General features: G+C 69.1%; 18 protein-coding genes and 1 rRNA gene. 12 read left to right on the top strand and 7 right to left on the bottom strand.

The features are described 5' to 3' along the window. Positions 1-169: 169 nt before the first annotated feature. Positions 170-286: ribosomal RNA gene (gene rrf / locus WBG06_RS06010) — 5S ribosomal RNA — on the top strand. 321 nt (positions 287-607) lie between these two features. Here rrf and WBG06_RS06005 read toward each other — a convergent pair. Beyond that, positions 608-1,915 (bottom strand): MFS transporter, encoded by a 1,308-nt coding sequence (locus WBG06_RS06005; protein ID WP_336735628.1) that lies wholly within the window; start codon positions 1,913-1,915, stop codon positions 608-610. 102 nt (positions 1,916-2,017) lie between these two features. Beyond that, positions 2,018-3,574 carry a hypothetical protein gene (locus WBG06_RS06000; protein ID WP_336735626.1) on the bottom strand — a complete coding sequence of 519 codons (1,557 nt, stop codon included), beginning with the start codon at positions 3,572-3,574 and terminating at the stop codon, positions 2,018-2,020. A gap of 203 nt (positions 3,575-3,777) precedes the next feature. Here WBG06_RS06000 and WBG06_RS05995 point away from each other — a divergent pair, with 203 nt between their 5' ends. Beyond that, positions 3,778-4,578, top strand: coding sequence for a siderophore-interacting protein (locus tag WBG06_RS05995; protein ID WP_336735625.1), 801 nt, complete (start codon positions 3,778-3,780; stop codon positions 4,576-4,578). Between the two features lie 106 nt (positions 4,579-4,684). On the opposite strand, the gene WBG06_RS05990 is transcribed toward WBG06_RS05995, so the two are convergent. From WBG06_RS05990 to WBG06_RS05980, 3 genes are read right to left on the bottom strand one after another with little or no spacing between them, the layout of a single operon-like run. Then, positions 4,685-5,950, bottom strand: coding sequence for an Nramp family divalent metal transporter (locus WBG06_RS05990; protein WP_336735624.1), 1,266 nt, complete (start codon positions 5,948-5,950; stop codon positions 4,685-4,687). A gap of 20 nt (positions 5,951-5,970) precedes the next feature. Beyond that, the gene (locus tag WBG06_RS05985; protein WP_336735623.1) at positions 5,971-7,200 is read right to left on the bottom strand and encodes an RNA polymerase sigma factor; all 1,230 of its coding nucleotides are present in this window, start codon (positions 7,198-7,200) and stop codon (positions 5,971-5,973) included. 26 nt (positions 7,201-7,226) lie between these two features. Then, the gene (locus WBG06_RS05980; RefSeq protein ID WP_328528205.1) at positions 7,227-7,655 is read right to left on the bottom strand and encodes a YciI family protein; all 429 of its coding nucleotides are present in this window, start codon (positions 7,653-7,655) and stop codon (positions 7,227-7,229) included. A gap of 132 nt (positions 7,656-7,787) precedes the next feature. Here WBG06_RS05980 and WBG06_RS05975 point away from each other — a divergent pair, with 132 nt between their 5' ends. From WBG06_RS05975 to WBG06_RS05965, 3 genes are read left to right on the top strand one after another with little or no spacing between them, the layout of a single operon-like run. Beyond that, positions 7,788-8,672 carry an LLM class flavin-dependent oxidoreductase gene (locus tag WBG06_RS05975; protein ID WP_336735622.1) on the top strand — a complete coding sequence of 295 codons (885 nt, stop codon included), beginning with the start codon at positions 7,788-7,790 and terminating at the stop codon, positions 8,670-8,672. Positions 8,673-8,721: 49 nt separating this feature from the next. Next, a complete protein-coding gene (locus tag WBG06_RS05970) occupies positions 8,722-8,961 on the top strand; it encodes a type II toxin-antitoxin system Phd/YefM family antitoxin (protein ID WP_336735621.1) in 240 nt (79 codons plus the stop codon). After that, the gene (locus WBG06_RS05965; RefSeq protein ID WP_336735620.1) at positions 8,958-9,344 is read left to right on the top strand and encodes a type II toxin-antitoxin system VapC family toxin; all 387 of its coding nucleotides are present in this window, start codon (positions 8,958-8,960) and stop codon (positions 9,342-9,344) included. The genes WBG06_RS05970 and WBG06_RS05965 overlap by 4 nt, the downstream gene beginning before the upstream one ends. Positions 9,345-9,381: 37 nt before the next feature. Here WBG06_RS05965 and WBG06_RS05960 read toward each other — a convergent pair whose 3' ends face one another. After that, positions 9,382-10,203 carry a nicotianamine synthase family protein gene (locus WBG06_RS05960; protein WP_336735618.1) on the bottom strand — a complete coding sequence of 274 codons (822 nt, stop codon included), beginning with the start codon at positions 10,201-10,203 and terminating at the stop codon, positions 9,382-9,384. Positions 10,204-10,392: 189 nt separating this feature from the next. Here WBG06_RS05960 and WBG06_RS05955 point away from each other — a divergent pair, with 189 nt between their 5' ends. Continuing rightward, entirely contained in the window at positions 10,393-10,770 is a 378-nt protein-coding gene (locus tag WBG06_RS05955; protein ID WP_336735617.1) for a YciI family protein, read from the top strand. Between the two features lies 1 nt (position 10,771). Then, entirely contained in the window at positions 10,772-12,004 is a 1,233-nt protein-coding gene (locus WBG06_RS05950; RefSeq protein WP_336735616.1) for an RNA polymerase sigma factor, read from the top strand. A gap of 14 nt (positions 12,005-12,018) precedes the next feature. On the opposite strand, the gene WBG06_RS05945 is transcribed toward WBG06_RS05950, so the two are convergent. Next, a complete protein-coding gene (locus WBG06_RS05945; RefSeq protein ID WP_336735615.1) occupies positions 12,019-12,597 on the bottom strand; it encodes a TMEM165/GDT1 family protein in 579 nt (192 codons plus the stop codon). A 295-nt stretch (positions 12,598-12,892) separates the two neighbouring features. On the opposite strand from WBG06_RS05945, the gene WBG06_RS05940 reads away from it, so the two are divergent. From WBG06_RS05940 to atzF, 5 genes are all read left to right on the top strand, one after another. Beyond that, positions 12,893-13,675 carry an HAD family hydrolase gene (locus WBG06_RS05940; protein WP_336735614.1) on the top strand — a complete coding sequence of 261 codons (783 nt, stop codon included), beginning with the start codon at positions 12,893-12,895 and terminating at the stop codon, positions 13,673-13,675. A gap of 456 nt (positions 13,676-14,131) precedes the next feature. Beyond that, the gene (locus WBG06_RS05935; RefSeq protein ID WP_336735613.1) at positions 14,132-15,064 is read left to right on the top strand and encodes an urea amidolyase associated protein UAAP1; all 933 of its coding nucleotides are present in this window, start codon (positions 14,132-14,134) and stop codon (positions 15,062-15,064) included. A 53-nt stretch (positions 15,065-15,117) separates the two neighbouring features. Next, positions 15,118-15,858 carry an urea amidolyase associated protein UAAP2 gene (locus WBG06_RS05930; protein ID WP_336735612.1) on the top strand — a complete coding sequence of 247 codons (741 nt, stop codon included), beginning with the start codon at positions 15,118-15,120 and terminating at the stop codon, positions 15,856-15,858. Further along, positions 15,855-19,553 (top strand): urea carboxylase, encoded by a 3,699-nt coding sequence (gene uca / locus WBG06_RS05925; RefSeq protein WP_336735611.1) that lies wholly within the window; start codon positions 15,855-15,857, stop codon positions 19,551-19,553. Before WBG06_RS05930 ends, uca begins: the two co-directional genes overlap by 4 nt. After that, positions 19,550-21,232, top strand: coding sequence for an allophanate hydrolase (atzF, locus tag WBG06_RS05920; RefSeq protein WP_336735609.1), 1,683 nt, complete (start codon positions 19,550-19,552; stop codon positions 21,230-21,232). Before uca ends, atzF begins: the two co-directional genes overlap by 4 nt. The last annotated feature ends 39 nt before the right edge of the window (positions 21,233-21,271 follow it).

Here is a 21,271-nt window from a genome sequence, read left to right as displayed (position 1 = left end):
TACAGCAGCAATGCCCAGCCGACCGGTACTAATAGGCCGAGGGCTTATCTTTCATAAACCCTCAACAAAAACAACAAACGAAGACCGTCAAGTCTCGCGTCCACAACCAACTGTTGTAACACAGGTTTGGTCACCTCACCCGGAGCACGGGGAGAGTGATCTCTAGAGTTACGGCGGCCATAGCGAAGGGGAAATACCCGGTCCCATCCCGAACCCGGAAGTCAAGCCCTTCAGCGCCGATGGTACTGCAACCGAGAGGCTGTGGGAGAGTAGGACGCCGCCGGACATAACTTTGCGCAGGGCCACCTCTTCGGAGGTGGCCCTGCTGCCATTTGTACCCGTTTTTGATAGTCGCGGCTGCTCTCTTCGCGCCACGCCCGGTTGACGTGGGCGGTCCCGCGGGGTCCAATGTCATAGTTGGATCCGTATCAACATCGTCGAACGAGGAGTTCCCATGGTCAAGAAGCTGATCATCGCCGCAGTCGTCGCTGCGGGTCTCGGTGTGGCCATCAAGCTGGTAGCCAGCCGCTGATCCGGTTGCTTCCCAGTTGCCCGGCGCCCTCGAGGTGCCGGGCAACTGTCATCTCGACAAGCTCGATACATCGCATCAGCTGCTCTGGGACGCTTCCTCGTCCGGGGCGACGGGGTCAGGAGTGGCCACCCCGTCCGTCTCTTCCTGCTCGGCCATAGGAAGGTCGACCTCGACCAAGGACCGACGTGCGCCGGGGATGGCAAGGATGCCGGCCACGACGAGGAAGAGGAGCAGACCGGCGAGGACCAGCAAGGACTCGACCGAGAACTGGTCCGCAAGCGGCCCGAAGACGACCATCGACAGCGGCATCGCCACGGACATGACGATGCCGACGATGCCGAAGACGCGGCCCTGCATCTCTGCCTCGACGCGCTCCTGAAGGATCGTCATCGCAGGCGCGCTCAGGGCTGAGAAGAGCACTCCGATCACCAGCCCGAACGTGAAGAACACCCACATGTTCGTCGAGACACCGAGCCCGACGACGGCCAGCCCGATGAGGACGACCGAGCCGACCATCAGACGCATCCGGTGGGTGATCTTCGGTCCGAAGACTGCCATCGCGGCGCCACCGGCCAGCATGCCGAATCCCCAGAAGAGCTCGTTCGCGGTGAGCTTCCAGACCTCGTCACCGAAGGTGCGCGTGACCATGAGTGGGGTGAGGTACGACGGCGCACCCACCATGACCATGACCAGGCTGAAGAGGACGAGGATCCACCGCACGTGGGAGTGCGTGGAGACGTATTTCAGGCCGGCCCGCAGGTCGCCGAAGTAGGACACCTTGCCCTCGTCGGTGCGGACGAGGCGGGCGACCGGTACGAGGGCGAGCAGCGCCACACCGATCAGGGCGGTCGCGGCATCGATGAAGAAGACGGCGACGATGTCCATGCTGGCGTAGATGACGGCAGCGAGCGCCGGAGCGAGAAGAGTCATCGCCGACTGGATGGTCTGGAAGGCGCCGTTGATCCGGAGGAGCTGCGACGTCGGCACGATCTGCGGGATCATCGCGGTGACGGCGGGCATCTGGATGCCGGCGAAGACGGAGCGGACGGCCAAGGCCAGATAGATGATCCAGAGATCGTCGATGCCGCTGGCCATCAGGCCCGCCAGGATCAAGGTCGCCACCGCGATCGTGGTGTCGGAGCCCATGATCAGGAACTTCCGGTGGTGCCGGTCGGCCCAGACTCCGCCGAAGATCGACATGAAGGCCTGCGGGAGCATCCCGAAGACGAGACTCAGCATCAGGACCGACCCGGAGCGGGTCTCGATGGTGAGATGCCACATCACGGCGTACATCACCAGCATGGAGCCGAGCAGGGATACCGTCTGGCCGGCGAGGAAGATCGCTGCGTTGCGCCTCCAGCCGGGAAGCACGTCGGCGGGCATGCCGTCCAGCCTCAACCCGGAGGGGAGGCGCGTCAACCGACTTTGGTCGCGGCTCCGCCTCCTCGGGCATGTCGCTGTCGGACAGCCCCTGCGTCCGCGACGTCAGCCGACCTCGCTGCGGACGGCCTTGCGGGTGTCCTTCACGAGGTAGATCGCTCCGACATAGACCTTCTTGGTGGCCGCAACGACCCGGATCCGCCCGCGCACCTCTCGGTCGTGACCCAGGACGACCCACTTCGAGCCGTTCGTTCGCGCGTAGGTGTTGATCGTGCCGAAGTGGGTGCCACCGACGTAGATCTTGACCTTGCCGTGGTTCGGGCCGGTGTGCACCTTGATACGCAGCGACCTTGCCGTGAAGCGGTCGGTCGTCTGATCAGTGACTCGGGGTGAGGCCGAGGCGTACACCCAGGCGGCGCCGGCGATGGCCGGGAACCCGCCGCTCGCCCATCGTCCGCCCGTCACGGTGATCGGAGCGGTCGAGCACTTCCAGCCGGTCCAGGGAGAGACGTTGCCGGCAGCGTCGCGAGCGCGTACGCGGAAGCAGGTCGTCTCCCCGGTGAAGTCCGGCGAGCGGGTCTGGGACGTAGCTGTCGTGTAGGTCGTTCCGCCGACGAAGAAGGAGGTTCCGCCAGCTGCGATCTTCTCCTGGTAGAGGTAACCAGTCACCTTCACGTTGTCGGATGCCGCCCACGTGGCGACCGCCCGATACATCCCGTTGCTGCCCCGCTTGCTCGGCCAGGCAGGGGTGACGCTGAAGCTGGTGATACGCGGGCTCACCGAGTCCGAGGAATCGACCGGTGCAGGCGGGTTGCCAGGGTCGGGTTCGGCGTGGCTGGCCGGATACCCGATGTGCGCGCTCGACAGTCCCGAGGTCGGCCGAATGCCCCAGAGTCCCGTGAGCAGGAAGGACTTGGACGACGACGATGTGGTGCGGACCCGGATCCTGCCGGTCAGCGTCGACGCCTTGCGGAGCGTGACGTACTTGCTTCCGGACCTCTTCGCGGCCGCGGAGACGGTCCCGAGGTAGGTGGAGCCGATGTAGACCTTCGCGCGGCCCCTCGACGGACCGGTGGCGACCCTGATGCGGACGCCCGTGGCCCTGACCGGAACCGTCGAGATGCGGTCGTTGGCCGCACCGGTGTTACGGAGCTTGAAGCTGAACGAGGTCGGGTCCCAGGCTCCGTCCACAGCCTCTTCCCCGAACGGAGCGTAGGAGCACTTCCATGCGGACCAGGGGCTGCGGTTGCCCGCGGCGTCCTTCGCGCGAACCCGCTGACAGGACTGCTCGCCCTCGCCGATCCCGGTGTGGAGCGACCGCCGGGACCCCGAGTAGGTCCTGACGTACTTCGCGATGCTCGGCCATGTGCTCGCCCCGAGCCGCGACCCCGTGCCGTTCCCGATCCACGTCTCCACCTCGTGTGAGGCCACCCCGACGTTGTCGGAGCTCGACCACGTGTATCCGGGAGTTGCGCTCCAGAAGGCGCCGCGCCACTTCATGTCGCCGGGGACGAGCCACTGCTTGTAGGACGTCGAGGTGATCTTCGGGGCGGTGGTGTCGGCTGTTATGGCCGAGGCGGACGTGACCGGTGCGAGCGCCGCCAGCACGGCGACGGCCGTCGCCACACACAGGCGCAGTCGACTGCGGGGAGTGAGGGTCATCGAGGCTCCAAGCGTTGGCAGCGGGCGCCTGGCGAGAAGGCCGAGGGCCGCGGCAGATTCGTACCGCGATGGCGGCGGCCGGAGACTATCAGCAAGCAGCGCACTGCCGTGCGAGTTTTCGGCATGACTCCGGCGCCGGCTGGTGGGTGCCGCTACGCTCGGGAAAGCAAGGTAAGCCTTACCTGATCTAGATGGAGCCTGGTGTGGGATTCGATGACGGCCGGAAGCTGAGCGGCGTGTGTGCCGTGGAGGTGCTGCACAGGAAGCAGGTGACGCCGCACATGATGCGCGTCACCTTCGGGGGCGAGGATCTGAAGCGTCTTCCGCAGCACGGGTTCGACCAGTGGTTCCGGCTGTTCCTGCCCCGGCCCGACGGCAAGGCGACGAACTTCGACGCGGTGCCCGACAAGCTCAGGACGCTCGACTACCTGAAGTATCTGACGCACGGAGACAGGCCGCCGCTGCGCAACTACACGGTGCGCGAGCACCGCCCCGACCTCGGCGAGATCGACGTCGACTTCGTCGTCCATGGCGACCTCGGGATCGCCGGGCCATGGGCCGCCACGGCGGAGCCGGGTGAGCGGCTGGTGATCATGGACCAGGGGAAGGGTTTCGACCTCCACCCCGATGCCGGCTTCCACCTGCTCGTCGGTGACGAGTCCGCCCTGCCGGCGATCCTCGGGATCCTCCGCGACCTGCCCCGGGGCGTACGCGGGCTGGCCCTCATCGAGATTCCGGAGATGGCCGACGTTCAGGAAGTCTCGGGGCCTGCGGGATTCGAGGTGCGGTGGTTGCCGCGGGAAGACTCGAGCGTCCTGCCAGGGTCCTTGGCGCTGGCTGAGCTCAAGGCATTCCAACCCGAGACCCCGGCCGAGCTCTCGGCCTATCTCGTCGGCGAACGGACGATCCCGACCGGGGGGCGCCGGCACCTGGTGGCGCTCGGGGTCCCCAAGTCGCAGATCACGTTCGTCGGCTACTGGCGGCTCGGCAAGGCGCAGGCGTAGACCCAGGACAGGCACCGCGCCGGCCGACCCGCCGAGTCTCGGGACGACACGACGAAGGCGGCGAGCGTGGACGCTCGCCGCCTTCGTCGATCGTGCGGTGCCGTGGTCAGCCGAGCAGGCTCTGGATCGAGGTGCGTACCTGGTCGTAGGCGAGCCAGGCGAAGATCAGCGCGCAGACGATGAGGCCGATGTTGGAGACCCACTTGCTGCGCCACTCCGCGGGGGTGTGGCTGGTGTTGAGGAGCCAGAGGAGGGTGACCGCCAGGAACGGCATGAAGAAGGCACCGAGCACGCCGTAGATGAGGATCAGCCAGGCGGGCTCGTCGGCCAGCAGGAGCCAGATCATCGGCGGGAAGGTGAGCCAGAGGATGTAGACGCGGTACCAGAGGCCACCGCTCTTCGCCTCGGGCTCGTCCGCCTTGCCGCGGATGGTGCCCATGAAGTCGGCGAACATCAGGCTGACACCGTTCCAGACGCCGACCAGGGACGACATCGCGGCGGCCCAGAAGCCGACCAGGAACAGCTTGCCGAACCAGTCGCCGTAACGGTCGGCGAGCACCCGGGACAGGTCGAGCATGCCCTGGTCGCCGGTGCCGATGGCGATGTTGGCCGAGTAGAGCAGCTCGGCGCCGACGATCAGGGTCGCGATCACGAAGATGCCGGTGACGACGTACGCCGTGGTGTTGTCGATCCGCATCACGCGCATGAACTGCGGGGTGTGCCAGCCCTTCTCCCGCAGCCAGTAGCCGTAGGCGGCCAGGGTGATCGTGCCGCCGACGCCGCCGGCGACCGAGAGCACGTTGACCAAGGCGCCCTCGGGGATGGTCGGGGCGAGGCCCTTGAGGAGCTCGGGGAGGTTGGGCACGGTGATGATCGCGGCCGCCACCATGGTGACGAACATGATGCCGACCAGAATCGCGAGGAACTTCTCGAAGAGTCCGTAGCGGCCGGCCCACACGATGGCGAGACCGATCAGGCCGGAAGCGATGCCCCAGACCTTCACCGAGGCGAACGAGAACAGCGCGGTCAGGGCCAGGCCGGTGCCGGCCATCGCCGCGGCACCGTAGATGAAGCCCCAGATCACGATGTAGGGGCCGAAGTAGATCGTCGTCCAGACGCCCAGTCGCCGCCAGCCCTGGAAGATCGTCTCGCCGGTCGCCAGGCTGTAGCGTCCGGCGCCCTCGACGAGCACCACCTTCAAGACGCAGCCGATGACCACGGCCCACAGCAGGGCGTAGCCGTACTTGCTGCCTGCGATCAGGGTGGCGACCAGGTCGGCGGCGCCGACGCCGGTCGCGGCGACGACGAGGCCTGGCCCCAGGATCCGCCAACGCGGGGTTTCGGTCGACTCGGACCTCGCTGCTTGTGACATGAGCGACAGATATACCCCGTTTAGGGTAGATCTGCGACTTTCTGCCGAAGTACGGCGCGCTCGCGGTCGTTGGTGCACATCGCCGCGGCCCGCTCCAGCTCCTCGCGCGCTTCGACGGTCCGGCCGAGCCGGCGCAGCAGCTCGCCGCGTACGGTCGGGAGGAGGTGAGTGTGGTCGAGCCGTTTGTCCTCGGCGATCCGGTCGACGAGCTCGAGGGCGGGCAGAGGTCCGTGGGCCATCGCCACCGCGACGGCGCGGTTGAGATCGACGATCGGGTTCGGTGCGATCCGGCCCAGGGCCTCGTAGAGCACGATGATCCGCTCCCAGTCGGTCGTCGCGACCGACTCGGCGACCGCGTGGGTGCCGGCGATGGCTGCCTGCAGGCCGTAAGGTCCCAGTCCGCGCGGGGTGGCCTGCTCCAGCGCCGCCAGACCACGGCGGATCGCGCCGCGGTCCCAGCGGGTCCGGTCCTGGTCCTCGAGAAGGATGGCGTCGCCGTTCTTGTCGGTGCGTGCGGGGAACCGGGAGGCGGTCAGCTCCATGAGCGCAAGCAGGCCGTACGCCTCGGGCTCCTCGGGCAGCACGCCGATCAGCACGCGGGTCAGTCTGCGTGCCTCGCGCGCGAGGTCGGTGCGGATCAGATCGTCGCCGGAGGTCGCGGTGGAGCCCTCCGTGAAGATCAGGTAGAGCACGTTGAGGACACCGGGGAGCCGCTGTCTGCGCTCCTCGGGCGCCGGTGCCTCGAACGGCACCTTCGCGGCCGCGATCGTCTTCTTCGCGCGGGTGATCCGCGCCTGGATCGTCGGCACCGGCACCAGGAACGCCCGGGCGATCTCCTCGCTGCTCAGACCGCCGACGACCCGAAGGGTGAGCGCCACCCGCGCCTCCTTCGACAGCACCGGGTGGCAGGAGATGAACATCAGCGCGAGGACGTCGTCGTCGATCCTCTCGACGTCGAGGTCGTCGGCGTACGCCTCGTCCTGGTCGTGGGCGATCGCCTCGTATTTCTCGCGCTGGACCCCGGCACGGCGGATGGTGTCGATCGCCCGCCGTTTCGCGGTGGTCATCAACCAGCCGACCGGGTTGGCCGGCTGGCCGTCGCGCGGCCAGGCGATCAGGGCCTCCGCGAGCGCCTCCTGGGCGGCGTCCTCGGCAAGGGCGAAGTCGCCGGTGTAGCGCGCGAGCGCGCCGACGATGCGGGCTGACTCGATGCGCCAGATCGCCTCGACGGCGCGCGTCGCGTCACTCATGATGTGTCCTCGGATGGTCGCGGTCGTCAGAGCTGCCCGTTCTTGGTCCGCCAGTCGAGCTCCTTCTGGATCCACGGGTTGTCCTGCGGGAACTCGTCGATGGTCGGCACCCGGCGGATCTCGACGGCGGAGCCCGGGAAGTAGCTGAGCCGCTTGGCCCACTCGACCGCCTCCTCCTTCGAGGCGACCGAGATCAGGTAGAAGCCGCCGAAGAGCTCCTTGGTCTCGCCGTAGGGGCCGTCGGTGACCACCGGCGGCTCGTCGGCGTCGGCGTAGGTGACGACGGTGTGCTCCTCGGGGTCCAGGCCCTCCATGGCGAGCAGCACGCCGGACTTGATGAGCTCGTCGTTGAGCTGGCCCATCTTCTCGAGCATCTGCTCGAACGGGATCTCGGCCATCGCGGCGTTCTGCTTGTCCTCGTCGATGGTGCGCCAGATCAGCATGTACTTCGGCATCTCGGTGTCTCCTGTGTTCGGTCGGGCCGTCTTGCCGGCCCGTTCACCCCTTGGTCGAACGAGGTCTACGCGGGATCGACAACTCTGCCAAGAATATTTCTGACGGGTTCTGCAGGTGGGTAGGTTGGGGACGTGAAGATCTCGCTGTGGCCGAACCTCGTCCACCCCACCGCCGACATCCTGGCCGAGGCGCAGGCGGCTGACCACGCCGGGTGGTACGGCGTCTGGGTCGCCGACCACTACATGCCCAACACCGGCTCGGAGCAGATCGACGACGGACCGATGCACGAAGTGTGGGGGATCCTGCCGGCGCTGGCGGCAACCACCCAGAACGTACGCATCGGGCCCCTCGTCTCGCCGACGACGATCCATCACCCGGCGCTGCTCGCGAACCGGTCCGCGACCATCGACCACATCGCCGGGGGTCGCTTCGTGCTCGGCATGGGTGCCGGCTGGCAGATCAACGAGCACAAGGCCTACGGCATCGACCTGCCGGGCGCGAAGGTGCTCGTCGACCGGTTCGAGGAGGCGATCGAGGTCACCCGGTCGCTGCTCGACAAGCCGCGTACGACGTTCGAGGGGACCTACTTCCAGCTGACCGACGCGCCGTGCGAGCCCAAGCCGGTGGCTTCGCCGCTGCCGATCCTGGTCGGGGCCAAGGGGCCGCGGATGCTGCGTGTCGTCGCCCGGCACGCCGACGAGTGGAACACCTGGGGCACGCCCGAGAGCGCCGGTGCGGTGCGCGCCAAGCTTCTGGAAGCCTGCGAGCAGGTCGGTCGCGATCCGTCCACGATCAGGACGACCACCAACCTCATGCTCGATCTCGACGGCGCGAACCCGGGCTTCGCCAGGACGCAGACCGGCTCGGCCGGGGAGCTGCAGGACTTCATCGGGCGCTACGTCGAGGCCGGGTTCGACGAGTTCATCCTGCCGACGTGGAACCTCGGGGAGACCGGTGCCGAGCGGATCGAGCGAGCCGCCCAGCTCAAGGCCGAGGTGCTCGACCCGGTACTCTGATGTACGTACATGTCTTGTGATCTGTACGTACATGTTTTAGGGTGGGGTCATGAACGTGACCGCGACTCAGCTGCGCCAGGATCTCTTCCGGCTGCTCGACCAGGTTCTCGAAACCGGTGAGCCGCTGGAGATCCAGCGCAACGGTCGTAGGCTTCGGGTCGTCCCGGATCTGCCGGAGCGCAAGTTCGACAGGCTCACCTCGCGACCCGACTTCGTCTTCGGTGACCCAGATGACCTCGTCGAGCTCAGCGTCTCGGAGTGGGGTCCTGATCGGACGTTGAATCCGTGATCCACATCGACACCCATGTTGCGGTCTGGCTGTATGCGGGAGACGTGGGCAGGTTCAGCGACGGAGCTCGTGAGCTGATCGAGGCCGAGGATGTGGCCATCTCACCGATGGCCGAACTGGAGCTGACCTGGCTCCACGAGATCGGGCGCATCAAAGAGCCAGGCAGTGTGGTTGTCGGCGATCTCCGGCGGCGGATCGGTCTGACCACCGACGATGGCTATTTCGTCGATGTTGTGGCTCTCGCGGCAGAGTTCGAGTTCTCCTTCACCAGGGACCCGTTCGACCGCATGATTGCAGCTCAAGCGAAGCTGGCCGGTGTCGAGCTCCTGACCAAAGATCGCGCCCTTCGGGACAACCTCGACTTCGCCGTGTGGCCGAACTGATCGACAAGCTCGATACACCGCATCGGTGGATCCGGGGTCAGACAGGTCTGGCCAGGATGGCGCTGTTGATCACGTCGGTCCCAGGGGCGTCGACCTCGGGATCGGCCTCGGCCACCACGCTCAGACCGACCAGCGCCTCCGGGCCGACCGCCGGATAGAGCAGCGTACGCAGCCCCCGCGCGCTCCGCGCCAGGATCAGCCCGCCAGGCGCGAGGTGGGTGATCGCCGTGCCGAGCACCTCGGCCTTGGCGGCGTCGTCGGATCCGACCAGGCCGGCGAGGAGCACGACGTCGACGGGGTGCGGTGGCGTGGCCGCCGCGGCCTCGGCGTGCTCGAACGTCACGCCGACGGCACCCAGGCGGCCGAACGCGGCGGAGGACAGCCGGATCGCCTCGGCGTCGTGGTCGACGCAGTGCACCGCGATGCCCTGCTCGGCCAGGCAGAGCGCGGTCAACGGCAATGGCCCGGACCCGAGGAGCAGGACGTTCCGCGGCGTGACGCCTTGGCGGCGTACGGCCTGCAGCTCCATCTCCACGAGGAGCCGGTAGTTCTCGCGGTAGGGGAAGCGGGCGAACGCTGCCGCGGGGTCGGGGGCGCGCGAGATCTGGTGGGCCCAGGACCGCTCGAGCGCGTGCTCGCCGGCGGAGGCGACGGCGCGGAAGACGGCCGGGGAACGCGATGGTGGCAGCGCGGCGAGCACCGTGTCCGCGGCCGATGCGGGCACGCTCAGCACGGCGGTCACCAACCGGTGGAAGAGCGCGTTGACGACGATGCCGGGGGCCAGGGACTGCTGGTCGAGCAGGTCGTCGAGGGTGGAGACCAGGCGTTCGTCGATGGCTTCGAACGCTCCCGGATTCACATCCGGTCACCCTTCCACATCGACGAAGTCGGCGGCAGCGGGTTCCGTCGAGGAGACCCACTCCGCGGCACGGAAGTTTGGTCCGGATTTCTGCGCAGGAACTTCTGGGACGATGTAGAACTACGCCGAGCGGCTACGACGTGTCCCCGTGAGCACGCCTACGGAAGGCGCCTACGAAAGGGAAGAGTCATGAAGTACGTCATCCTGATCCACTCCAACCCGCAGCCGTGGGGTCACCCGACCGGTGACTTCATCCCCGAGCTGCAGGCGCTGCCGCAGGAGGCCAGGGACAAGCTCAACGCGGCGTTCGAGGGCATCCTGGAGGAGCTCTCGGCCAACGGCGAGCTCATCGGCGGGCAGCCGCTCGCGGATCCGGGGTCGGCCAAGCTCTACCGCTGGGACGCCGGCGAGCCGATCGTCACCGATGGCCCCTACTCGGAGGCGAAGGAGCATCTGGCCGGCTTCTTCCTGATCGACGTCGAGTCCCAGGAGAGAGCCGAAGAGGTCGTGCGCAGCTTCAGTGGCCCCGGTGAGACGGTCGAGCTCCGGCCGGTGGCAACCTACTGACATGACGGTGACAGGAGTCGAGGACGTGTGGCGGCAGGAGTCCGCCCATGTCCTCGGCGCCCTGCTGCGGGTCCACCCCGACCTGCCCGACTGCGAGGACGCCGCGCAGGAGGCGCTGATCGCGGCGAGCCAGCAATGGTCCTGCGACGGCCTCCCGGCCGATCCGCGGGCCTGGCTGATCCGGGTGGCCCACCGGCGGCTGATCGACCAGATCCGAGCGGACACCGCCCGGACGCGGCGCGAGGTCGCCGACGGGATCGCACGCCGGCTCGACGACCCCGAGCCGGTGGCCGTGGAGCTCGGCTCTGCCTACGACGACTCGCTTCGACTGATGATGATGTGTGCCCATCCCGCGCTGCGCCGCCCCTCCCAGGTGGCGATCACGCTGCGGTGCGTGGGCGGTCTGACGACGGCGGAGATCGCGGCGGCGTACCTGGTCCCGGAGGCGACCATGGGGCAACGGCTCAGCCGGGCGCGGGCCACGCTGAAGAACGAGGACTTCTGCTCGCCGGCGCCCGACGAGCTGCCCGAGCGGATCGCCTCCGTGCTGGACGTGTGTCATCTGATCTTCAACGAGGGCCACACCCGCACCAGCGGCCCGGACCTGCAGGGCGTCGAGCTCACCGACGAGGCGATCCGGCTGACCCGGATCGTGCGCGGCGTGCTCCCCGAGCACGACGAGGCCACCGGTCTGCTCGCGCTCATGCTGCTGACCCAGGCGCGCTCGTGCGGGCGCGTCGACCACCTCGGCGACCTGATCCCGCTCAAGGACCAGGACCGCTCGCAGTGGGACCGTGCGCTGATCCGGGAGGGTGTCTCGCTGCTGGAGGAGGTGCTTCCCGAGGGGACGGTCGGCCGCTACCAGCTGCAGGCGGCGATCGCCGCGGTCCATGCCGAGGCGGAGTCCTACGAGGCCACCGACTGGCTCCAGATCAACCTGCTCTACGGGATGCTGGCCCAGGTGGCGCCGTCGCCGGCGGTCACGCTCAACCGGGCCGTCGCGGTGGCGATGAGCCTGGGCCCCGAGCACGGCATCGAGATCGTACGAGACCTGCTGGAGCATCCGGCGATGCAACGGCACCATCGAGCCCATGCCGTCCTGGCGCACCTGCTCGAGCAGTCCGGCGACGTGGCCGCGGCCCGGGAGCACTACGTGGTGGCGGCGAGACTGACCGGGAGCGTCCCCGAGCAGCGCTATCTGAACCGCCAGATCGCGGCGCTCGACGAGCGCTGAGCCTGGGCCGAGGCTCAGAACTGCATGACGCCATCCACGATCAGGATGATCCCGAAGATCGCGAAGAGAGCGGCGGCGCCGTACTTGATGACCTTCTCGGGGAGCTTGCGGCCCAGGAGCGCACCGACGCCGATGGCGAGGGCATCGGCCGCGACCATCCCGAGGGTGGAGCCGATCCAGGTGCCCAGCCAGCCCTCCTGGGTGGCCAGGGTGATCGTCGCGAGCATGGTCTTGTCGCCGAGCTCTGCCAGGAAGAAGGCGACGCCGACGGCGATGATCGCCATGCCTCGGCTGTTCCGTGCCTTCTTGGCCTCGTCCTCGGTGAGCTCGTCCCCGCGCAGGGTCCAGGCTGCGAAGAACAGGAAGGCGATTCCGGCCACGAGGGTGATGTAGTGCTGGTGGTCGGCGAAGGCGTCGCCGATGAGGGCGCCGATGGCGACCGAGGCGAGGTGGACGATCGCGGTGGCGGCGGTGATCCCGAGGATCACGTCACGGGCGCGGTAGCGAGTGGCGAAGGTCATCGCCATGAGCTGGCTCTTGTCGCCGAGCTCGGCGACGAAGATGACCGCGGTCGACAGCAGGAAGGCGTACATCGGGGTTTCCTCTCCGGAGCCGGCCGGAGGATCCCATGAGGGGTGCAGCGTCCTTCGACCAGCACCGTCATTGATTCGGGTGCTCGGTCGAAGGTCTCGTCCGCCACATCGTGGCCGATCGCGCCGGGCGCAGAGGCCAGTGTGTCGACGCGACTGTTGAGGACTACTCCCCTTCGTCGCCCTCAGTCTAGGGCCCGGCCGGCGGCACAGCCAGGCCGTGAGTGCGTGCTCTGGGTCACGTCCCCATGTCCCGATGGGTATTCAGCAAAGATGCGATCCTGGCTAGGCTGACTTCATGGACGAGGGTGGCGTGCGCGCGATCCTCTTCGGACTGCACGACACCCTGATCCCCGGTGGCGCCAAGGCCGAGCGCGCGGCGATGGCTCGCGGGATGGGTGCCGAGCTCGGGATCGATCCGCCCGCGTTCGCGGCGGTCACCGCCGAGACGCTCGACGAACGGACCCGTGGGCTGCTGGCCAGCGTGCATCACACGGTCCGCTACCTGTCTCGGCGACTGGGTGCGAATCCCTCCGAGAGCCAGGTCGAAGCGGCCATCCGGCGCCGACTCGACTTCGCGCTCTCCCTGCACGCCGCGACCTGGGCGCTGCCGGCCCTCAGGGCGCTGCGCACCCGAGGCTTCGGGCTCGGGCTGGTCTCCGACTCCTGCTGCGCCACGACCGAGGTCTGGCCGGACAGCCCGCTCAGCGAATACTTCGGCGCGGTCTCGTTCTCGTGCCAGACCGGCGTACGGAAGCCGGACGCGGGCGCGTATCTGGTGGCCGCGGCCGCGCTCGAGGTGCCGACCACCGAGTGTGTCTACGTCGGCGACGGCGGTGACGGTGAGCTGCACGGCGCCGAGGCGCTGGGGATGAGAGCAGTACGTTTCCTGCCCGACGATCCGGCGCGACGGCCGGAGGTGGTGCCCGACGTCGCTGCCGAGTGGAACGGTCCGACGATCGGCGACCTGAACGAGCTCGTCGCGATGGTCGGGGTGCCGACGCCACGGGACGGGTCCGAATCGCGGACATTCGTCTCCGGAAATGTCGTGCCGTGGGGTTCGAAGAGAACCTCGCGCTGACCTCCGGCTGATCGCCCGTGGCCACGGGCGAGGTCCCCCGGGCCGGGGCAAGGGTCCCACTCGGGACGACCGATGTCAGCCGAATCGGAGATCCGTCGACGATTCGGTCCGCTCCTCGGCACGGTTGCTGATCGTCGTCGGATCGGTTTCCGATAGCAGACGAACCTTGTTACCTGTCTTGTGACAGTTTCGTCGTTGCAGGGCGAGCCGCTGGTCGAGGAGATCGCTCCGTCAGGCGGCACGACAAGCGTGAATTCCGCAGGAAATGCTCCGAGGGCCCTAGCCAGTCGCTGCCGAAAACGGTAAGAATCGATCGACCGACAGGGAAGATTTTTCCCGACTCCGACCCCACATTTCGGACTCAGGTTCCCAACAGTCATGGTTTGCCCCCGACACCCTTGACGCATCTGCTTACCTGTCAGTCGACAGGTTAATCGTGCTTCAAGGAGGACCCGGGTGGCGCCAGTTGCAGGGACGACCGGAGCGAGGTCGAGCGGCGAGCTTGCTCGTCCGCTCGCGCCGAGCGAGGGAGTGACCGAGCGAAGCGAGGACCACAGCACGGACACGGTGCTGAACGCACGGGCAGATGCTCGCGCGCAGGGGGGACAGGTCAGCGACTGGATGCCGTACCTACCGGCCTCGTCGAGCCCGTTCTGTCCCGATGACGTCGCCGCAGACAGCCTGACGTGGGCCGAGACGGTCGCACCCGGCGGCTACACCCACAAGGTCCTGGCGCGAGGAACGCGGTTCCGGCTCGAGGATCCGACCGGTGAAGCCTGCGCCCACACGCTCGTCTACAACGCGCTCGAGCCGACCGAGCGGCTCAATGTCGCCGACACCCAGAAGATCCCGTGGCAGGCCTACCTCGGCACTGGTCATCCGCTGCTCTCCGGCGACGGCCGCGTGCTCGCCACGATCGTCGGCGACACGTCGGGCCGCCACGACGCCTTCTGCGGTACGAGCACGGCGGCCTGGAACGCGTTGCGCTACGGCACCGCGCTGCCCGAGGGTCCGGCGCCGGCCGGCCGTGACCTCTTCGTGAAGGCGGCCGCCAAGCACGGGCTGGGACCTGCCGACGTACCGCCATCGGTGTCTTTCTTCCAGAGCGTCCGGGTGGCGGAGGACGGGAGCTTCAGGTGGGTCGGCTCCTCAGGCGCAGGCACCTCGGTCGAGCTCGTGGCGGAGCTGCCGCTGCTCGTGCTGATCGCCAACGTCCCGCATCCGCGGGACCCACGCCCGGAGTACGTCGTCGGGCCGCTGCGCGTGCACGCCTGGCGTACGCCGGAGACCGGCCCGACCACCCCGGAGGACGAGCGTTTCGATGCCTCTCCGGAGGTGCGCCGGGCGTATCTGAACACACTCGACTATGCGGAGGCTCGGGGGCTGTGACAACCACGATCGACTACCCGGTGATGAGGCCTGTGACGACTGTTCCTGTTCCTGTGACCACCTACCTGACGCCCGACGGACAGCTGGTCTCCAGCGTCCCGGTCGGGACGTCGTACGCCGATGGCAGTCCACTGGAGTGGGGTGGTCCGTTGGTGCCGGGTGCCGTCGTGCTGGACGAGCAGGTCGCCCCGCGGGCCTCGTGGTCGGGTGTCGTACGTGCCGGTCAGGTGCTGACGATCGTCGATGTCGGCGGCAACCAGTCGGGTGACTGCCTGCTCTACAACGCGCACGACACCGACGAGCGCTACAGCGCGCCCGACACGCTGGCCTGGCAGGACAACGCCTACATCCGCACCGGAACCGTGCTGCGCAGCAACCACGGTCGTGCGCTGATGACCGTCGTCGGCAACGAGATCGACCGCCAGGACACCATCGGCGGTGCCTGCTCGCGCGAGTCCAACACGCTGCGCTACGGCCACCACGTGATGTATCACCACGGCTGCCGGGAGAACTTCCTGACCGAGGGCGCCAAGCACGGCCTCGGCATGCGTGACATCGTCTCCAACATCAACTGGTTCATGAACGTGCCGGTCGAGGAGGACGGTGCCCTCGGCATCGTCGACGGCATGTCGGCCCCCGGGAAGCGGGTCGCGCTGCGCGCGGAGACGGACACGCTCGTCCTCATCTCGAACTGCCCGCAGATGAACAACCCCTGCAACGACTTCAACCCGACCCCGCTGCGGATGATCGTCTCGGAGCCGGACGCCGACCTCGACTACGAGGCCGACGCATGACGAGTGGTCCATCCGTCGACACCGTCCTGGTCGCCAACCGAGGAGAGATCGCCCGCCGGGTGATGCGCACGGCGCGCGAGCTCGGGATGCGTACGGTCGCGGTCTTCTCCGAGGCCGACCGAGCCGCGCCGCACGTGCGAGAGGCCGACGAGGCCGTCCGTCTCGGATCCGCGCCCGCACGTGACTCCTACCTGCGTGGCGACCTGATCATCGAGGCGGCCCTGCGCACCGGCGCGGGGCTGATCCATCCCGGCTACGGCTTCCTCTCCGAGAGCGCTGCGTTCGCGCGTGAGGTGGAGGCGGCCGGGCTGCGGTTCGTCGGCCCGACGCCCGAGCAGATCAGCGCCTTCGGTGAGAAGCACTCGGCGCGCCGGCTCGCCGAGAACGCCGGGGTGCCGATGCTGGCCGGGTCCGGGCTGCTCTCGGGCCCGGACGAGGCAGCCGAGGAGGCCGCGCGGATCGGGCTGCCGGTGATGGTCAAGGCGACCGGTGGCGGTGGCGGCATCGGGATGACCGCGTGCAGCTCGGAGTCCGACGTGAGGGTGGCGTTCGAGCGGGTCGCACGGCTCGCCCAGACCAGCTTCGGGACCGCAGGCGTGTTCCTGGAGCGCCTGGTGCGCCCCGCCCGCCATGTCGAGGTGCAGATCTTCGGCGACGGCGAGGGCCAGGTCGCCGTGCTCGGCGACCGTGACTGCTCGCTCCAGCGCCGCAACCAGAAGGTGATCGAGGAGGCGCCCGCACCTGCCCTCCCCGAGCACGTCCGGACCGTCATGCACGACTCCGCGCGCCAGCTCGCCAAGTCGGTCTCCTACCGCTCGGCGGGGACCGTGGAGTTCGTCTACGACCCGGTCCGTGAGCTGGTGTCCTTCCTGGAGATGAACACCCGCCTCCAGGTCGAGCATGCCGTCACCGAGCAGTCGGTCGCGACAGGCTCGACCACCAGGCTGGACATCGTCGCGCTCATGCTGCGGCTGGCCCGCGACGGGGTCGGCGCCCTGCCTGACGAGCTGTTCCACAAGTGCCCCGCCCCGAAGGCGTACGCCGTCGAGGCACGCGTCTACGCCGAGGACCCGGCCAAGGACTCGATGCCGTCGTCCGGACTGGTCACGGGAGCGGTCCTCCCCGTAGACGTCCCCGGCGTCCGGGTGGATTCCTGGATCGAGACCGGGCTCGAGGTCTCGCCGCACTACGACCCGCTGCTCGCCAAGGTGATCGCCACCGGCGCGACCCGCGACGAGGCTCTAGACATCCTGGGCTCGGCCCTTGCGCAGACCCGGATCGACGGGATCGTCACCAACGTCTCTGCGCTGCGCGCGATGACGACCTATCCGGAGCTCCGCTCGGCGACGCACTCGACCTCGACGTTGTCCGAACGTGCCAAGGAGGGCCGGGGTGGCGACCCGGACCCGCGCATCGACGTGCTCGACCCGGGAGTGCTCACCACCGTCCAGGACCTCCCCGGCAGGGTGGGCTACTGGCAGGTCGGCGTGCCGCCGTCGGGTCCGTTCGACCCGGTCTCCTTCGCCGAGGCCAACCTGGCCGTCGGCAACCACCGCGGCGCACCGGGGCTCGAGGTCACGGTGCCGCTGGCGACCGGACGGACGACGGCCGTGGGGCCGACGCTCGTCTTCTCCGATCCCGCCGTCGTCTGCGTGACCGGTGCCCCCATGCCGGTCAGCGTCGACGGCGTCCCTGCCCCGCAGTGGGAGCCGATCGAGCTCCCGGCGGGGGCGACGCTGACGCTGGGCCGCACCGACGGCCCGGGGCTGCGCACCTACATCGCGGTCCGCGGCGGCCTGGACGTGCCGGAGTATCTGGGCAGCGCCTCGACGTTCACGCTCGGCGGCTTCGGGGGGCACGCCGGACGTACGCTCCAGCGCGGTGACGTGCTCCGCCCCGGGACGGCGATCGACCCCGAGGCACAGCCCGCGGCGACGCCGGCAGCGCGGCGACCGGCGCTCACCAACACCTGGGAGATCGGCGTCACCGAGGGCCCGCACGGCGCCCCGGAGTTCTTCACGCGCGCGGACCTGGATCAGCTCTACTCGGCGAGCTACCGGGTGCACCACAACTCGGCGCGCACCGGCGTACGTCTGATCGGGCCGAAGCCGACCTGGGCCCGCGCCGACGGCGGCGAGGCCGGGCTGCACCCCTCGAACATCCACGACACGCCCTACACGGTCGGGTCGCTCGACTTCACCGGGGACACCCCGATCATCCTGGGCCCCGACGGGCCGTCGCTGGGCGGCTTCGTCTGCCCGGCGGTCGTCGCCAGCGGCGAGCTGTGGAAGATCGGCCAGCTGCGGCCCGGCGACACGGTGCGGTTCGTGCCGGTGCGCGAGGACAGGGCTGCCGGCCTGGTCGACCATCGCGCCTCGCTGCCGGTGGCCGGCGGTGCGGACGGCGACGGCGACGATGGTGTCCTGGGCCGTCTGCCCGAGACGCCGGCGCGGCCGGAGGTCACCTACCGGCGCAGCGGGGACAACTCGCTGCTGGTCGAGTACGGCCCGATGACGCTCGATCTGGGTCTGCGGATGCGGGTGCATGCCCTGCAGTCGGCCCTCGCCGAGCACGCGCCCGCGGGCATCATCGACGTCACGCCGGGGATCCGGTCGCTGCAGGTGCACACCGACTCCTCGGTCCTGCGGGCCGGCCAGGTCGCGGGACTCCTGCGTGAGCTGGAGGAGGACCTGCCGGCCACCTCGGAGCTGACCGTGCCGTCGCGGCGGGTGCGGCTGCCGCTGTCCTGGGACGACCCGGCGACCCGGGAGGCGATCGAGCGCTACACCGCCGGCGTACGCGACGACGCGCCGTGGGCGCCGTGGAACATCGAGTTCATCCGCCGGATCAACGGGCTCGCCTCGGTCGAGGAGGTCCACCGGACCGTCTTCGACGCGTCGTACCTGGTTCTCGGGCTGGGCGACGTCTATCTGGGTGCGCCGGTCGCGACGCCGCTGGACCCGCGACACCGGCTGGTGACCACGAAGTACAACCCGGCACGCACCTGGACGGCGGAGAACTCGGTCGGCATCGGCGGCGCCTACCTCTGCATCTACGGGATGGAGGGGCCGGGCGGCTATCAGCTGGTCGGCCGGACGACGCAGGTGTTCAACCGCTTTCGGCGCTCCACCTCGGCCGGCGGGCTCTTCCACGACGACCCATGGGCGCTGCGGTTCTTCGACCGGATCGAGTGGTACCCGGTCTCGGCCGACGAGCTCCTCGAGCTGCGGGCGGAGGTCGACGCCGGGCGCGGCGAGTTCGAGACCGAGGAAGGCACCTTCTCGATCAAGGAGTACGAGCGTTTCCTGGCCGCCAACGCGGACTCGATCGCAGCCTTCCGGGACCAGCAGTCCGCCGCCTTCGACGAGGAGCGCGAGCGCTGGAAGGCGTCCGGCGAGTTCGACATCTGCGACCGTCTCGAGACACGGGGCGACCCGTCGGAGGTCGAGGTGCCGGATGGCTGCGTGCAGGTGACCGCGCCGTTCACCTCGACGGTCTGGAAGGTGGTCGCGGACCGCGGTGCCCGGCTAGCGCAGGAGGCCCCGCTGATGGTCGTCGAGGCGATGAAGATGGAGGCGAGCGTCCCGGTGCCCGTCGCCGGTGAGGTGGTCGAGGTCTACGTGACGCCGGGCGAGCAGATCGTGCCGGGGCAGGTCATCGCCGCGGTGCGGCCGCTCGACGGGACCGCGTCGTGATCCCATCGCTTCCCGGTGGTGCGGTCGCCCGCGCCGCCGAGTCGCTCGATCGGATCGAGGCGGTCGACCGTCCGGAGATCTGGATCTCGCTGCGTACGCGTGAGGACCTGCTCGAGGAGGCCGCCGCGATCGATGCGAAGGTGGCCGGCGGTGAGATGCTGCCGCTGGCCGGGCGCCTGCTGGCGGTCAAGGACAACATCGACGTACGTGGCCTGCCGACGACCGCCGGAGCGCCGTCGTTCGCCTACCGGCCGCGTGCTGAGGCCGTGGCCGTCGCCCGGCTGCGGGCGGCCGGGGCGCTGGTCGTGGGGAAGACGAATCTGGACCAGTTCGCGACCGGGCTGGTCGGCACCCGCAGTCCGTACGGAGCGGTCCGCAACGCCTGGGATCCGACCCGGATCTCGGGTGGGTCCTCGTCGGGCTCGGCGGTCGCGGTCGCCCTCGGCCTGGTCGACCTCGCGCTCGGGACCGACACCGCGGGCTCCGGGCGGGTGCCGGCGGCGCTCAACGGCATCGTCGGTGTGAAACCGTCGCGCGGGCTGGTGCCGGTCACGGGCGTGGTGCCCGCCTGCTACACGCTCGACTGCGTCACCGTCTTCGCCCGGGACCTCGGGTCGGCGCGGGCAGCGGCGGAGCTGATGGCCGGTCCCGAGCCGTCGGACCCGCTGTCGCGTACGTTGCCGGCGGACGCCGGCCCACCGCCGGTGCCTCGGGTGGCGGTGCCGACGGCCGAGCATCTCGACGGGCTCGCTCCGGGCTGGTCCGACGCGTTCCAGGCCGCGGTCGCGCGGCTGGACTCCGCCGGGATCGAGGTCGTCGAGGCCGACATCGCGCCGCTGCTCGACGCGGCCCGGCTGCTCTACGAGGGCGCCTTCGTCGCCGAGAGGTACGCCGCGGTCGGCGCTCACCTCGAGGCCAACCGGGAGCTCGTCGGGACCGACCTGGACCCGACGGTGGCCGGGATCGTCCTCGCCGGGGCATCGGCGAGCGCCGCCGACTGGGCCCGCGACGTCGCCCACCTGGCTCGTCTCGGAGCCGCGGGTCGGGCGGCCCTCGCCGGTTGCTCGGCGCTGCTGACGCCGACGACGACCAGGCATCCCACGCTGGCCGAGGTGGCCGCGGATCCGGTCGGCGCCAACGCGCGCCTGGGCCGCTACACGAACTTCGCGAACCTGCTCGACATGGCCTCGCTCGCGGTGCCGGCCGGACAGGTCGACGGACTGCCGTTCGGCGTGATGCTCACCGGAGCCGCCGGAAGCGACCGCACCTTGGCGGCGCTGGGCCACACCCTGCTCAGCCCGTCCGTCGATCTCTTCGTGGTCGGTGCGCACCTGTCGGGGATGCCTCTCAACCACCAGCTGGTCGAGGCCGGGGCCACGTTGCTGCGCCCGGCGTCCACGTCGGCCGACTACCGGCTGTTCGCGTTGGACACCGTTCCACCCAAGCCCGGCCTCGTCCGGGTCGGCGCTCGCGGGACGGGGCTGTCGATCGAGGGCGAGCTCTGGCGCGTCCCGGCTGCGGGCTTCGGGGCGTTCGTGGGCGGCGTACCTGCTCCGATGGCCATCGGAAAAGTCGCGCTGGCCGACGGCTCGGAGGTATCCGGTTTTCTGGTCGAGCCCTTCGCTGTCGAGGGGGCCGTCGATATCTCGTCGTACGGAGGATGGCGGCGTTATCACTGATCGGAAAGGGTCATTCCTGCTGACGGAACACGATCCTGT

It is taken from the genome of Nocardioides sp. CCNWLW239, assembly GCF_037137035.1.
GTDB lineage: Bacteria > Actinomycetota > Actinomycetes > Propionibacteriales > Nocardioidaceae > Nocardioides.
This window is presented reverse-complemented; position numbering and strand designations above follow the sequence as displayed.

Coding starts and splice junctions, on each gene's coding strand:
- WBG06_RS05945 (WP_336735615.1), bottom strand. CDS start 12,597: ATGTACGCCTTCCTGCTGTCGACCGCGGTCATCTTCGTCGCCGAGCTC.
- WBG06_RS05955 (WP_336735617.1), top strand. CDS start 10,393: ATGAAGTACGTCATCCTGATCCACTCCAACCCGCAGCCGTGGGGTCAC.
- WBG06_RS06005 (WP_336735628.1), bottom strand. CDS start 1,915: ATGCCCGCCGACGTGCTTCCCGGCTGGAGGCGCAACGCAGCGATCTTC.
- WBG06_RS05970 (WP_336735621.1), top strand. CDS start 8,722: ATGAACGTGACCGCGACTCAGCTGCGCCAGGATCTCTTCCGGCTGCTC.
- WBG06_RS06000 (WP_336735626.1), bottom strand. CDS start 3,574: ATGACCCTCACTCCCCGCAGTCGACTGCGCCTGTGTGTGGCGACGGCC.
- WBG06_RS05940 (WP_336735614.1), top strand. CDS start 12,893: ATGGACGAGGGTGGCGTGCGCGCGATCCTCTTCGGACTGCACGACACC.
- WBG06_RS05990 (WP_336735624.1), bottom strand. CDS start 5,950: ATGTCACAAGCAGCGAGGTCCGAGTCGACCGAAACCCCGCGTTGGCGG.
- WBG06_RS05985 (WP_336735623.1), bottom strand. CDS start 7,200: ATGAGTGACGCGACGCGCGCCGTCGAGGCGATCTGGCGCATCGAGTCA.
- WBG06_RS05950 (WP_336735616.1), top strand. CDS start 10,772: ATGACGGTGACAGGAGTCGAGGACGTGTGGCGGCAGGAGTCCGCCCAT.
- WBG06_RS05980 (WP_328528205.1), bottom strand. CDS start 7,655: ATGCCGAAGTACATGCTGATCTGGCGCACCATCGACGAGGACAAGCAG.
- uca (WP_336735611.1), top strand. CDS start 15,855: ATGACGAGTGGTCCATCCGTCGACACCGTCCTGGTCGCCAACCGAGGA.